14 protein-coding genes are annotated in these 12841 nt (G+C 37.5%); 9 read left to right on the top strand and 5 right to left on the bottom strand.

Annotated features, from left to right (window positions below; genetic code table 11):
* The first annotated feature begins 65 nt into the window (after positions 1-65).
* Both ychF and ACQ76T_RS08555 read left to right on the top strand, forming a co-directional pair.
* Entirely contained in the window at positions 66-1157 is a 1092-nt protein-coding gene (gene ychF / locus ACQ76T_RS08560; protein ID WP_431342887.1) for a redox-regulated ATPase YchF, read from the top strand.
* 86 nt (positions 1158-1243) lie between these two features.
* Positions 1244-2323, top strand: a complete 1080-nt coding sequence (locus ACQ76T_RS08555; protein ID WP_431342886.1) for a hypothetical protein — start codon at positions 1244-1246, stop codon at positions 2321-2323.
* Positions 2324-2387: 64 nt separating this feature from the next.
* On the opposite strand, the gene ACQ76T_RS08550 is transcribed toward ACQ76T_RS08555, so the two are convergent.
* The 3 genes from ACQ76T_RS08550 to ACQ76T_RS08540 form a co-directional block, all read right to left on the bottom strand.
* A complete protein-coding gene (locus tag ACQ76T_RS08550) occupies positions 2388-2627 on the bottom strand; it encodes a hypothetical protein (RefSeq protein WP_431342885.1) in 240 nt (79 codons plus the stop codon).
* Positions 2628-2725: 98 nt separating this feature from the next.
* Positions 2726-2887 carry a hypothetical protein gene (locus tag ACQ76T_RS08545; RefSeq protein ID WP_431342884.1) on the bottom strand — a complete coding sequence of 54 codons (162 nt, stop codon included), beginning with the start codon at positions 2885-2887 and terminating at the stop codon, positions 2726-2728.
* A gap of 340 nt (positions 2888-3227) precedes the next feature.
* On the bottom strand, positions 3228-3389 hold the full coding sequence (locus ACQ76T_RS08540) for a hypothetical protein (protein ID WP_431342883.1): 162 nt from the start codon (positions 3387-3389) through the stop codon (positions 3228-3230).
* Positions 3390-3620: 231 nt separating this feature from the next.
* On the opposite strand from ACQ76T_RS08540, the gene ACQ76T_RS08535 reads away from it, so the two are divergent.
* The 6 genes from ACQ76T_RS08535 (at position 3621) to ACQ76T_RS08510 (ending at position 9136) form a co-directional block, all read left to right on the top strand.
* Positions 3621-4646, top strand: a complete 1026-nt coding sequence (locus ACQ76T_RS08535; RefSeq protein ID WP_431342882.1) for an SDR family oxidoreductase — start codon at positions 3621-3623, stop codon at positions 4644-4646.
* A gap of 1 nt (position 4647) precedes the next feature.
* Complete coding sequence (locus ACQ76T_RS08530) at positions 4648-5304, top strand: NAD-dependent epimerase/dehydratase family protein (RefSeq protein ID WP_431342881.1); 657 nt, start codon at positions 4648-4650, stop codon at positions 5302-5304.
* Positions 5301-6431 carry an MBL fold metallo-hydrolase gene (locus ACQ76T_RS08525; protein ID WP_431342880.1) on the top strand — a complete coding sequence of 377 codons (1131 nt, stop codon included), beginning with the start codon at positions 5301-5303 and terminating at the stop codon, positions 6429-6431. Before ACQ76T_RS08530 ends, ACQ76T_RS08525 begins: the two co-directional genes overlap by 4 nt.
* Positions 6432-6437: 6 nt before the next feature.
* Entirely contained in the window at positions 6438-7217 is a 780-nt protein-coding gene (locus ACQ76T_RS08520; protein WP_431342879.1) for a helix-turn-helix domain-containing protein, read from the top strand.
* Positions 7218-7345: 128 nt separating this feature from the next.
* The gene (locus ACQ76T_RS08515) at positions 7346-8284 is read left to right on the top strand and encodes a helix-turn-helix domain-containing protein (protein WP_431342878.1); all 939 of its coding nucleotides are present in this window, start codon (positions 7346-7348) and stop codon (positions 8282-8284) included.
* A gap of 87 nt (positions 8285-8371) precedes the next feature.
* Complete coding sequence (locus ACQ76T_RS08510) at positions 8372-9136, top strand: SDR family NAD(P)-dependent oxidoreductase (RefSeq protein WP_431342877.1); 765 nt, start codon at positions 8372-8374, stop codon at positions 9134-9136.
* Between the two features lie 135 nt (positions 9137-9271).
* On the opposite strand, the gene ACQ76T_RS08505 is transcribed toward ACQ76T_RS08510, so the two are convergent.
* Together ACQ76T_RS08505 and ACQ76T_RS08500 are read right to left on the bottom strand one after the other, a co-directional pair.
* Positions 9272-9436, bottom strand: coding sequence for a bacteriocin (locus ACQ76T_RS08505; protein ID WP_431342876.1), 165 nt, complete (start codon positions 9434-9436; stop codon positions 9272-9274).
* Between the two features lie 108 nt (positions 9437-9544).
* A complete protein-coding gene (locus ACQ76T_RS08500) occupies positions 9545-10693 on the bottom strand; it encodes a methionine aminotransferase (protein WP_431342875.1) in 1149 nt (382 codons plus the stop codon).
* A 166-nt stretch (positions 10694-10859) separates the two neighbouring features.
* Here ACQ76T_RS08500 and ACQ76T_RS08495 point away from each other — a divergent pair, with 166 nt between their 5' ends.
* Entirely contained in the window at positions 10860-12746 is a 1887-nt protein-coding gene (locus tag ACQ76T_RS08495; RefSeq protein ID WP_431342874.1) for a DNA topoisomerase IV subunit B, read from the top strand.
* The last annotated feature ends 95 nt before the right edge of the window (positions 12747-12841 follow it).

Raw genomic sequence — 12841 nt, 5'->3', positions numbered from 1 at the left:
ATATAATGCTTATCATGAGAAAAACCTTGAATTGCCTTTAAACCTTAAACTTTGAATTTTACAATATGAAATGTGGAATCGTAGGCCTGCCGAATGTAGGTAAATCAACTCTTTTTAACTGCTTGAGTAACGCAAAAGCTCAGTCAGCAAACTACCCTTTCTGTACTATTGAACCTAACCTTGGAACGGTTTCTGTACCAGATCAGAGACTTTTTGAACTGGAGAAAATCGTAAAACCGGAGAGAGTTTTACCGGCAGTGGTAGAAATCGTTGATATTGCAGGTCTTGTAAAAGGGGCAAGTAAAGGAGAAGGATTGGGGAATCAGTTCTTAGCTAACATTCGTGAGTGTGAAGCTATCATCCACGTTTTAAGATGTTTTGATAATGGAAATATTGTTCACGTTGAAGGTTCAGTAGATCCGTTAAGAGATAAAGAAATCATTGATATCGAGCTACAGCTGAAAGACCTTGAAACCGTAGGAAAAGCAGTTGAAAAAGCTAAAAAATTCATCAAATCCGGTAAGAAAGAAGATATCCTTACTTACGAAACTCTTCAGAATTTACAGAAATTCCTTGAGGATGGTAAAAATGCGAGAGAATTTGCAACAGATGATTTTGCAAAATCAATCATTGGAGAAGTTCAGCTTTTGACAAACAAACCGGTACTTTACGTTTGTAATGTAGACGAAAACTCTATCAAAAACGGAAACGAATGGATTGGTAAAATTGAAGAAATGGCTCAGAACGAAGGAGCAGAAGTAGTTGTGTTAGCCGCTCAGATTGAAGCAGATATCAACGAACTGGAGACTTTCGAAGAAAGAGAAATCTTCCTGGATGAGCTAGGTCTTACAGAACCTGGAGTAAACCGTTTGATCAGAAAAGCATATGACCTTTTAAAACTTCAGACGTACTTTACTGCCGGAGTAAAAGAAGTAAGAGCATGGACGATCGGACAGGGATGGACGGCACCACAAGCTGCTGGAGTAATCCACACCGATTTTGAGAAAGGTTTCATCCGTGCAGAAGTAATCAAATACAACGATTACATTACGTACGGTTCTGAAGTAAAAATTAAAGAAGCCGGAAAACTTTCTGTAGAAGGTAAAGAATATATTGTACAGGATGGTGACATCATGCACTTTAGATTCAACGTGTAAAAGAAATATTAAAGTTAGTTTGTAATAGAAAGGCGCTTCCATGAATTTGGGAGCGCTTTTTGCATTCATCCCCACAAAATTTAACCATGAAAACGCTATATCTTATCCTTCCGGTTCTGTTTCTTTCCTGCTCTCAAACCATTGAACAAAGATGCTTTATCAATAGCAATGATCAAAAGTTCGAAGGATATAAAGAATCTAAACCTTACACAGTACAACAAATTTTAAACGAAAAACCTGATTATCTGGATATCACAGATTTGAAAAAATACAGAAGTTTTCGACAGGACAGCATTGCTTCTCATCCTACCAGAAATTATGAAGAATTAGATAAAGAATATAAAAAGCGGGAAACCGACTTTAAACTGTTCCAGGAAAAGTTTTCAGATCAGTTTTTCTTTCACTTTCAGCAACAGACAGGAAACGTTTTATATGCTCTGGGACAGAATCAATTGGGATTTTGGTTACTTACCATTGAAAATAATAAACATTCCGCTTACTTTCTTGGTTTGAGTTTCAGTCACTATTATTTTAATAGAACGCAGGAGCTACCGATGATAAAAGATGGTTTTCTCCAGCTTGAAGGAAGTCTGGTCAAAATTGTAAAGATGCCTGGTCTTCCAGGATATGATGATTATTCTGCGATGGAAGATGGCAAACTGTTCAAAATAAACTTAAAAAGCCTGATGAAAGATTCTGATCAGGACGGATATAATGATATTTTTGAGAAAAGCTTTGGTCTGAATCCTGACAGTAAAGATACGGATGGAGACGGAATTAATGATTTTGATGATTTGAATCCGATGTTCAGATCTGAAAAAAATAAATTCACACAACTGTATGAACTTCTTTTGCCGGATTTTAATGCAGAGAGGATGAAAAAATTACGGTATACATTTTCTGTCTATAAAAGCGACTGTGATTATTTCCATCAGGTCAATCCCGAATATAGAGTTCTTTTTATTCCTGAAAGTACAAAGAAGCAACCCTATTATGTGAGAATGACAGATGTCACAATAGGAAGTCTTTCGAAAATCCAGAAAGACGATAAAGATCCGGATACAGTCTATATCTATGAATCTGGAAGCAGCTTTACCAATGATTATAAAGCAAAGTATATAAAAGGGAAATGGATCTTGGAAAATATTGGAGGAACCGTTGTTTAAGTTGTATCTACAGTAATAAAAAACTGCTCCCTACAATCAGAGAGCAACTTTTTTGTTTTTATACTTAAAAAGGAGGAATGCCTATATCGAATCTGCATTTTGGCTCTATACATTCTATAGAGTACATCACACAGTTATTAACGATGTCTGTGCATCTTACAGATCCTCCCTCGCCATCTTTACAATCTGGTTCATAGCATGCAGGGCCATGTTGTATGCATACACCGCCACTCTTGCAAAGTTTTACACCTCCGGCAATTGTTCTCAGCTCTTTTTTACTTAATTTTTTTGCGTTCTCTGACATTTGTTTTTTCATGGTAATTGTTTAAATGAGTTTGTTATTAGTTTAAGTTTTAAATAAGAAAGATGTTTTCCTAGGGCAGGAAAAGGTTTGTAGTGATATTATTCAAGTTCAATAGTAGGCTGACATTGTGGTTCAGCACAGCCAATTGAAAATCTCTTACAGGTAAGGTCTGGTAGTAAACACATTTCTTTTCCTCCTGTAATGACTCTTAATTGTTTTTTATTCAATTTTTTTCCGTGGTTTAAGTCCTGATTTTTCATATGATGTAATTTTTGCATTGGTGATTATTGTGTAAAAGTATTATGGTTGTGGTCTGCAGATTTTTTGCGCACAGCCCATTGATATTTTAGTACAGTTTCTGACATCGTCCGGAGGATAGGTCTCACATGGAAACTCTGTACAAAGTATGGGTTGCATGCAGTCTAACATTCCTCCTTGAATTGTTCTTAGCTCCTTTTTATTAAGCTTTTTACCAATTTATGAAATTTGTCTTTTCATATTTTAAGTTCTTAAATGAGTTAGTTTTACAATAGATAGTGCTGTCGGTCTTTTAAAAATAAAAATACTCCTGTGGATGGGAGAATAATCTTTTATTAGATATTAGTAAATCTCGATAATAGGCTGACATTGTGGTTCGGCACAGCCAATCGAAAACTTCTTGCACGTAAGATCAGGAAGCAGACACATCTCTTTTCCTCCTGTAATCACTCTCAACTGTTTTTTGTTGAGCTTTTTTCCCTGGGCTAGGTTTGAATTTTTCATAGTAATTGATTTTTAGTTGATTAGCGTTACTAATATAAATAAAATAAATTAATATATATCACTTAATAAAGAAAAATGATTAATTTTTTAAAGAAAACATGAATGTTATTGAGAATTAAACTAACTTGAATACGATAAATGTATTGGACTTTTCAACACAATAAAAATGGACTTTTCAACAAAATTTATTTGCTGCATATTCCTGAAATTTGCTCTATAAATATGGAACAAATGGAAAATAAAGAAACAGTTTTAGTGACAGGAGGTTCAGGGTTTATTGCATCCTATTGCATTATCACCCTTCTTAATAACGGATTTAAAGTAAAAGCAGCAATCCGTTCCCTTAAAAAGGCCGATCTGGTAAAGCAAATGCTGAAAGAAGGCGGAATACAGTCTTTTGAAAACCTTTCTTTCGCAGAAGCAGATCTGGAAAATGAAACGAGTTGGGAAAAAGCAGCTGAAGGCTGTCAATATGTTATACACACGGCTTCCCCTACGCCTCATACCGATGCGAAAACGGAGGATGACTTTGTGATTCCGGCTAAGAATGGAGTACTTTTTGTGTTGCGCGCAGCCCAAAAAGCAGGAGTGAAAAGAGTTGTACTGACTTCTGCGTTTGGTGCCGTAAGCTATGGAACATTCAAAAATACGCCTTATACAGAAGAAGACTGGACGGTCATTAATGATACCGTAGCTCCTTATCAGCGCTCCAAAACGATCTCAGAAAAAGCAGCATGGGATTTTATAAAAAATGAAGGAAACGGGATGGAGCTATCGGTTGTAAATCCAACTGCCGTATTGGGACCCGTTCTGTCTGCAGATTATGCACACTCTTTACAAGTGGTAAAGCAGATGCTGAATGGGGAGATGAAAGGATGTCCCAAACTGATTACCGGATTTATAGATGTACGGGATGTTGCCGATCTTCACTTTAAGGCGATGACGATGCCTGAAGCTAATGGTCAGCGTTTCCTTGCAGTGGCGGGAGAAGCACTTTCTATGCTGGAAGTGTCAGCGGTTCTTAGAAAAAAGCTTGGAAGTATAGCCCATAAAGCACCTACGAAAGAACTTCCTAATTGGATGATAAGATTATTTGCGATTTTCAATCCGAAACTCAATATGATTGTTCCCCATTTAGGACTTGTCAAAAGAGCCAGCAGTGAAAAGGCAAAAAGTCTCTTAGGATGGCAGCCCCGAAGTGTAGAAGAGGCCATCGTAGCGGCTGCGGAAAGTTTAATCAAATTTAACCAAATTTAAAGTGAAAATAATCATCACAGGAGCAACCGGATTAGTAGGAGAGGGCGTTTTACTCGTCAGTCTTCAAAATCCGGATGTAAAAGAAATACTGGTGATCGGGAGAAAACTGCTCAACCGGAAACATCATAAACTGAAAGAACTCATCGTAAAAGATTTTTCAGAAATCAAGAACTATTTGGACGAACTTAGAGGATATGATGCCTGCTTCTTTTGCGCAGGAGTAAGTTCCGTCCGCGAAACCGAAGAAAGTTTTACCAAGAAAACTTATCAATTTGTGGTTCCTTTTGCCGAAGCATTGTCTCGGATCAATTCCTCAATGACATTTATTTATGTTTCAGGAAACAGAACCGACAGTACAGAACAGGGAAAGGTAATGTGGGCAAGGGTAAAAGGAAGAACAGAAAATGCATTAATAAAGCTGCCTTTTAAAGCGGTATACAATTTTCGTCCGGGTTTTATGAGACCCGTAAAAGGTCAACAGAATGTCCGTTTTATTTACAGAGTATTTGATGCTTTAGCTCCTTTATGGTATATCGTATTTCCCGGCTGGATCTGTACAATGCAGGAAGTTGGCTCGGCTATGATCAATTGTGTTGCTAAAGGATACAATAAGTCGATATTAGAAGTCAAAGACATAAAAACAGTGGCTGCCCTATGAAGAAGTTCTTAAAGATCATAAAAAAGACAGCGGTCGTCTTACTGTGCCTGATCCTGTTTGGGTTTTCCGTTGTTTATTTCTATATGAAAAAACCTCAATTCGGAGCATTACCGGAAGGAGACCGACTGGAAATGATTAAAAAGTCACCTCATTATAAAGATGGAAAATTCAGAAATCTGATAGAGAAACCCACCATTACACCAGGTTACAGTATGATAGGTGAAATATGCAGATCCTTGGCTGAAGAATATCCGCATACTGAACCTTTAGACAGTCTGCCTTCGGTAAAAACAAATCTTAAAAATATTCCTGCCGACAAGAATGTCATGGTATGGTTTGGGCATTCTTCGTTCTTTCTGCAGCTGGATGGGGTGAAAATCTTGGTAGATCCGGTCTTCAGTAGCAAAGCTTCACCTTTGCCATGGGGTGTAAAGTCGTACAAAGGAAGTGATATTTATACTGCCGAAGACATGCCTCAGATCGATTATATGCTGCTTTCTCATGATCATTACGATCATCTGGACTATGAAACAGTAAAAGCGCTGCAATCTAAAGTAAAATATGTGATCTGTGGACTTGGAGCAGGAGCACATTACGAAAAATGGGGCTATACAAAACAACAGATTCTCGAAAAGGACTGGGGAGACCGACAGGAAGTGAAGCCTGGTTTCTCCATCTTTACAGAAAGTACCCATCACGATGGCGGAAGAGGATTTAAAAGTTCGCAGGCCCTATGGCTGTCTTTCTTTATTCAGTCGCCTTCTATGAATGTATATTACAGCGGTGATGGAGGGTATAGCGACCGTTTTAAAAAGATAGCTGAGAAATATTCCCCTATTGACTGGGCTATTATGGAATGCGGACAGTACAATAAAGCCTGGCAGTCTGTACATGAACTTCCTGAAGAAGTGGCTCAGGCCACTACCGAATTAAAAGCGAAGAATATGCTTCCTGTTCATCATTCTAAGTTTACCTTAGCAAGACATCCGTGGAACGAACCGCTGGAGAAGATTTCACAACTTTCACAAGGGAAGCCTTATCGCCTTGCCACTCCTATGATTGGAGAAATGGTACGTTTGGATGATCCTGCACAGATATTTAAGCGATGGTGGAAAAATGTAAAATAATGTCTTATGAAAATAACTGAAATAAAATCATGTTTTGTAGGTCCTGCGATCTCGCCGGAGCAGTTTATTACTGAACATTTCTTTTTGTTTCTTGCAAAAGGCATGATGAACGGCTATGACGGAAATAAGCATTATACCCTGAAACCGGGTGACAGCTGTATCGTACGAAAGAACAGGCTGGCGCGGTATAATAAACAGAGGGATAATAATGAATTTGAAAAGGTAATCTTCATTTTTGACGAACCCTTTTTACAGGAATTTCATAAAAAACATAAGGTGTCTTTTCAGAACTATCAGTCCAATGATGCGTTCCTTCAGCTTAAAAAAGATCCTTTGATCAATAGCTTTCTCCTTTCGCTGGAGCCCTATTACACCGATACTGGGATGGTAAACAATGCATTTTCCGACGTGAAAAGAGAAGAACTTCTGCTTATTCTTTTACAGCTGCAGCCCGAATTGTCTGATATCCTGTTTGATTTTGGAATCCCGGGGCGTCTTGATCTGGAAGAATTTATGCAGAGAAACTATAAATTCAATGTCAGCCTGGAGCGTTTTGCTTTTCTTACCGGACGTAGTTTATCCGCTTTCAAAAGAGATTTTAAGAAAATTTTTAATGAAACGCCTAATCGCTGGCTGGTAAAAAGGAGACTGCAGGAAGCCCGTTTTCTGATCGAAGAAAAAAAGCAAAAACCAACAGATATTTATATCGATTTAGGATTTGAAGACCTGTCTCACTTTTCTTTTGCTTTTAAAAAAGAGTTTGGAATATTGGCAAGAAATCTGTAGCTTTTCAATCACTTTAGAAGAAATTGAAGAATGACGATCCATTAAAACTAATTCCGTAATGGGAAAAAAGATCTTCGTTATTCCAAAAGTTATAACTTTGCATATTTGAATTTTACAAATAATCTGTTATGGAAAAGATAGCTCAAACTTCACTGGAAGATTTCTACAGAGAAATGGCTGCCAAATTAGGCAAGGACCTGGAAAGTATTTTCCCGAAAGGTCTTCATAAAGATATTGGGCACTTCAATGTTTTTGATATTGCACAGACTTTGGAAAGAGTAAGATCTACCTCCGAAATGCCTTATAACAGGAGGAAATATTATAAAATAAGCTTTATTAAAGGTAAAAACAGAGCAGAGTATGCGGATAAAGTGATCTCGATAAAGCAGAACGCTTTATTATTTGCCACGCCAAAGGTTCCTTATCACTGGGTTCCCGAAGATCCGAACCAGTCGGGGAGCTTCTGTGTTTTCACGGAAGATTTTTTTATGAAAGACAGATCCAAGAATAGCCTGGAAAGTCTGCCTATTTTTCAGCCAGGAACAGTACCTGTCTTTGAAATTGATGATGATCTGGCTGATGAGATCGAGCATCTGTTTAAAAAGATCAAAAAAGAAATCACCTCAGACTATATTTTCAAATATGATTTGATCAGAAATTATGTTTTAGAGCTGATCCATTACGGACAAAAATTGCAGCCTGCATCTAAAATATCAACCTCAAATGATGCCTCCATGAGGGTTGTTTCTCTATTTGTAGAGCTGTTGGAAAGACAATTTCCCGTAGAATCTTCAGAACAGAGACTGCAGCTGAAAACTGCTAAAGATTATGCCGACAGACTGGCTGTGCATGTTAATTATTTAAATAAAAAGCTTAAAGAAAGTACAGGTAAAACAACCACAGAAATTATTACAGACCGTATTACCCAGGAAGCAAAAATTCTTCTGAAACAGACCCAATGGAATGTCTCCGAGATTTCCTATGCTTTAGGATTTGAAGAAATTGCCCATTTTTCCAATTTCTTTAAAAAGAAAACTTCTTTGACTCCCTTAGAATTTCGCTCATGATTTGAATTTTGCAAATTTTGGATTGATCTGAGCAAATTCTTCCTTCTTATAATATCTCAACTTTGTATCATCAAAATATTCAAACAAATGGAAACAAAAACGAAAATTGCATTAGTGACAGGAGGTAGCCGTGGATTAGGTAAAAACTCTGCACTTAAAATTGCCAAGAAAGGACTAGACGTTATTATTACTTATAGAAGCAACCAGCAGGAAGCGGAAGCTGTGGTTGAGGAAATAAAAGCCCTGGGACAAAAAGCTGTCGCTTATCAGCTGGATACCAAAGATCTTAAAAGCTTTGATGCTTTTGTAAAAGAAGTAACCCATCATCTGCAGGAAAATACCGGTAGCACAAATATTGATTATCTGATCAATAACGCTGGAACCGCTTTATATTCGCCAATTACAGAAGTAACAGAAGAGCAGTTGGATGATGTAGTGGATATTCACTTCAAAGGGGTATTTTTCCTGACTCAGAAGTTTTTACCTTTTATCAATGACGGAGGAGGAATCGTGAATATATCTTCAGGATTGGCAAGATTTGCAACGCCGGGATCATCTATTTATGGATCTATTAAAGCCGGAGTGGAAATGCTTACCAAATATATGGCCAAAGAATTGGGAGCAAGAAAGATTAAAGCCAATGTAGTCGCGCCGGGAGCAATAGAAACTGATTTTGGAGGGGGAAGAGTAAGAGATAATGAAGAAATCAATGCGATGGTTGCAGGTTCTACAGCATTAGGAAGAGTAGGACTTCCTGACGATATCGGAGGTGTTGTAGCATTCCTGTGTACAGAAGATGCAAGATGGATCAACGGACAGAGAATTGAAGCATCCGGTGGAATGTTTTTATAAATAAGGGTTTAAAAACCTAGTCCCCCAAAATAAAAACCAGTCTGTAAAGGCTGGTTTTTATCGTTTATTAGTTATGAAAATGAATATAGAAGGCTGATAATCAGGTTTTATACAGCCCGTATGTTTTAGCTAATATTAATTAAGGATAGGTGGAACCTGGCATTCCGGTTCTCCGCAGAATTTACCGTAATAAGCACATTCTGTAGTGCCTGGTGGAATACATATTCTGCGCCCTCCCTGGATGGTATTGAGTTCTTTTTTATTCAGTTTTCTTCCTTTGTATATAATTTCTTTATTCATTATTTTGGTTTTTAGTGAGTTATCGTTACGAATATAAGAAAATATTTCGTGTAAATCACTATATCGAGAAAAAAATAAAAGAAGAATACTGTTTTTAAAAAAAGACTTTTAAATTTTAGAGAGGTTTTCAATGGCTCTTTCCAGAGTTTCCCGTTTCTTAGCAAAACAAAGCCTGATTACATTTTCATTAAGTTTATTTTTATAAAATGACGAGAAAGGGACACTTGCCACCTTATGATTTATCGTTAATTCTGTAGCGAAGTCAAAGTCACTTTTGTCTGAGATCTTATCATATTTTACTGCCTGGAAATACGTTCCTTCACAATCTAATAATTCGAAAGAAGTCCCCGAAAGACCGTTTCTGAGAAAATCTCTTTTTTCCTGGAAGAATTCGTTAAGGTGAGTATAATGCTCATCATTTTTCATATATTCTGCCAAAGCAAGCTGAATAGGAGTATTGACACAGAACACATTGAACTGGTGAACTTTTCTGAATTCATCCGTTAAATTCCTGGGAGCAGCACAGTAACCAACCTTCCAGCCTGTTACATGAAATAGTTTTCCAAAAGAAGCAACCAGCAGACTTCTTTCTTTTAGCTCAGGATATTTGCAGATGCTTATATGCTGTTTGCCGTCAAAAACTATATTTTCATATACTTCATCACTTAAAATAAGGATAGAAGTTCCTTTAACCAATTTAATCAGCTCCTGAAGATCTTCATCTTTTAAAATTCTTCCTGAAGGATTGTTGGGGTTGTTGAGAATAATCATTCGGGTCTTTTCGCTGATCAGTTCTTTTACAGAATGCCAGTCGATTGTATAATCAGGAGCTTTCATTTCAAACCGTTTTACAATCCCTCCAAAGAGCTCTACAGTAGGTTCGTAGCAATCATATGCCGGTTCGAAAATAACCACCTCATCATCTTTCTTGATAAACGAAGCAATAGCGGTGAAAATAGCCTGAGTTCCTCCTGCAGTCACTGTAATTTCAGAGTCCGGATGATAGACTGCCTGATGACTGTTTTCAATTTTTCTGGCGATTTCCTCTTTGAGACCAATCATTCCTCCTAATGGGGCATATTGGTTGAATCCCTTTTTAATAAAATGATCTACATGGTTGAGTAATTCCTGATCCGGCATAAAATCCGGAAAACCCTGAGAAAGATTGATGGCTTCATTTTCGTTGGCAAGCTGCGTCATCTGACTGAAAATAGTGGTTCCTACATTAGAAAGTTTAGACAAAGGAAGTTGTATCATAAAAGCAATTTTGTAAATATCGAATGTAATGAATTATTTTCGATGGTTTAGCATGATTCAGAAGAAAACCATAGCAATATTTATAGAGAATTCTTATAAAAAAACAGATGGAAAAAATTCGGATAATTTTATACATTTTTGTACTTTTGTATGTTTGCTGAAATATATGTCACAAGAAATAAATCCAACCTACTCAGAAGATAATATCAGAACCCTCGATTGGCAGGAACACATCCGTCTGCGCCCCGGTATGTATATCGGGAAGCTTGGTGACGGGTCGTCTGCTGATGACGGTATTTATATTTTGCTTAAAGAAATCCTTGATAACTCTATCGACGAGTTCAGGATGAGATCAGGGAAAAGAATTGAAATAAAACTGGACGACGGTAAGGTTACGATTCGTGACTTTGGCCGTGGAATCCCTTTGGGGAAGGTAGTAGATGCCGTTTCCAAAATGAATACCGGAGGTAAGTACGACAGTAAAGCCTTCAAAAAATCGGTAGGTTTGAACGGTGTCGGTACCAAGGCGGTAAACGCCCTTTCTGAGTATTTCAGAGTGCGTTCTTTCCGTGATGGAAAAATGAAAGCTGCAGAATTTTCCCGTGGACTTATCAACGAAAATTTTGAGGAAAAAGAGACCTCCGACAGAAACGGTACAGAGATTTCCTTTATTCCCGATGGCGAAATATTCCTGCACTTCAAATACAGAAAAGAGTATATCGAGAGAATGCTCCGCAATTATGCATATTTGAACCCAGGACTGAAAATTCTTTTCAATGGAGAAACTTATTTTTCTGAAAATGGTCTTAAAGATCTCCTTGAAGAAGAGCTACAAAGCGATATTCTTTATCCGATTGTTCATTTAAAAGACAACGATATTGAAGTGGCTATTACCCACTCGGATAAATCGCAGACGGAAACTTATTTTTCATTCGTTAATGGACAGAATACAACGCAGGGGGGGACTCACCTTAATGCATTCCGTGAAGCTTATGTAAAAACAGTTCGCGAATTTTTTAATAAAAGCTTTGATGCTTCCGATATCAGGAAATCTATTATTGCCGCAATATCCATCAACGTTGAAGAACCTATTTTTGAATCGCAAACTAAAACCAAGCTGGGATCTAATGATATAGGCCCCAATGGACCTACCGTAAGAACATTCATTATCGATTTTCTTAAAAGCAAACTGGATAACTTCTTTCACAAGAATCCGGAAATTGCAGAGGCTATCCAGCGGAAAATATTGATCTCAGAAAGAGAGAGAAAAGAACTTTCAGGAATCCAGAAACTGGCAAGAGAAAGAGCTAAGAAAGTTTCTCTCCACAATAAAAAACTTCGTGACTGCAGACAGCATTACAACGATCAGAAAGCGGAAAGAAAAGGTGATACACAGATTTTCATTACCGAGGGTGATTCTGCATCAGGATCTATCACAAAGTCAAGAGATGTAGAAACACAGGCTGTATTTTCTCTGAAAGGAAAACCTTTGAACTGCTATGGCCTTACCAAAAAAGTGGTTTACGAGAATGAAGAGTTCAACCTTCTTCAGGCCGCTCTAAACATTGAAGAAAGCCTTGAAGATTTGAGATACAATCAGGTCATTATTGCTACCGATGCCGATGTGGACGGAATGCACATTCGATTGCTGATGATTACCTTCTTCCTGCAGTTCTTCCCGGACTTGATTAAGAATGGTCACCTGTATATCCTGCAGACTCCATTATTTAGGGTGAGAAATAAAAAGGAAACCAGATATTGTTATTCGGAAGCAGAAAGAGTAAAAGCACTGAATGAACTTGGTAAAAACCCGGAAATTACCCGATTCAAAGGACTGGGAGAGATTTCTCCGGATGAATTTAAACACTTTATAGGAAAAGATATCCGCCTTGAACCTGTAGTTGTAGGAAAAGATCAGACGATCGAACAGCTTCTGGAGTTCTATATGGGGAAAAATACTCCGGACAGACAGGTCTTTATCCTTGAAAATCTAGTAGTAGAAGATGATACAGATATTGATAAGAAGAAAATTCTGGATGAAAGGGAAAGCTAGATAAACCTCAAATGATGCATTAAAAATTAGATCGTAAACACAAAAAACAACAACACAAATAAAACACTTTTTAGATGAAATAGAAATTTAAAAAA

This window comes from Chryseobacterium sp. JK1, assembly GCF_050632815.1.
Lineage (GTDB): Bacteria > Bacteroidota > Bacteroidia > Flavobacteriales > Weeksellaceae > Chryseobacterium.
The sequence above is the reverse complement of the archived record's forward strand: the minus strand, read 5'-3'. Positions and strand labels throughout refer to the sequence as shown.

What these genes read in the sequence shown, in the direction of transcription:
- ACQ76T_RS08545 (WP_431342884.1), bottom strand. Translation starts at nt 2,887, where the DNA reads ATGAAAAATCAGGACTTAAACCACGGAAAAAAATTGAATAAAAAACAA.
- ACQ76T_RS08510 (WP_431342877.1), top strand. Translation starts at nt 8,372, where the DNA reads ATGGAAACAAAAACGAAAATTGCATTAGTGACAGGAGGTAGCCGTGGA.
- ACQ76T_RS08535 (WP_431342882.1), top strand. Translation starts at nt 3,621, where the DNA reads ATGGAAAATAAAGAAACAGTTTTAGTGACAGGAGGTTCAGGGTTTATT.
- ACQ76T_RS08540 (WP_431342883.1), bottom strand. Translation starts at nt 3,389, where the DNA reads ATGAAAAATTCAAACCTAGCCCAGGGAAAAAAGCTCAACAAAAAACAG.
- ychF (WP_431342887.1), top strand. Translation starts at nt 66, where the DNA reads ATGAAATGTGGAATCGTAGGCCTGCCGAATGTAGGTAAATCAACTCTT.
- ACQ76T_RS08505 (WP_431342876.1), bottom strand. Translation starts at nt 9,436, where the DNA reads ATGAATAAAGAAATTATATACAAAGGAAGAAAACTGAATAAAAAAGAA.
- ACQ76T_RS08550 (WP_431342885.1), bottom strand. Translation starts at nt 2,627, where the DNA reads ATGTCAGAGAACGCAAAAAAATTAAGTAAAAAAGAGCTGAGAACAATT.
- ACQ76T_RS08555 (WP_431342886.1), top strand. Translation starts at nt 1,244, where the DNA reads ATGAAAACGCTATATCTTATCCTTCCGGTTCTGTTTCTTTCCTGCTCT.
- ACQ76T_RS08495 (WP_431342874.1), top strand. Translation starts at nt 10,860, where the DNA reads ATGTCACAAGAAATAAATCCAACCTACTCAGAAGATAATATCAGAACC.
- ACQ76T_RS08515 (WP_431342878.1), top strand. Translation starts at nt 7,346, where the DNA reads ATGGAAAAGATAGCTCAAACTTCACTGGAAGATTTCTACAGAGAAATG.
- ACQ76T_RS08520 (WP_431342879.1), top strand. Translation starts at nt 6,438, where the DNA reads ATGAAAATAACTGAAATAAAATCATGTTTTGTAGGTCCTGCGATCTCG.
- ACQ76T_RS08500 (WP_431342875.1), bottom strand. Translation starts at nt 10,693, where the DNA reads ATGATACAACTTCCTTTGTCTAAACTTTCTAATGTAGGAACCACTATT.
- ACQ76T_RS08525 (WP_431342880.1), top strand. Translation starts at nt 5,301, where the DNA reads ATGAAGAAGTTCTTAAAGATCATAAAAAAGACAGCGGTCGTCTTACTG.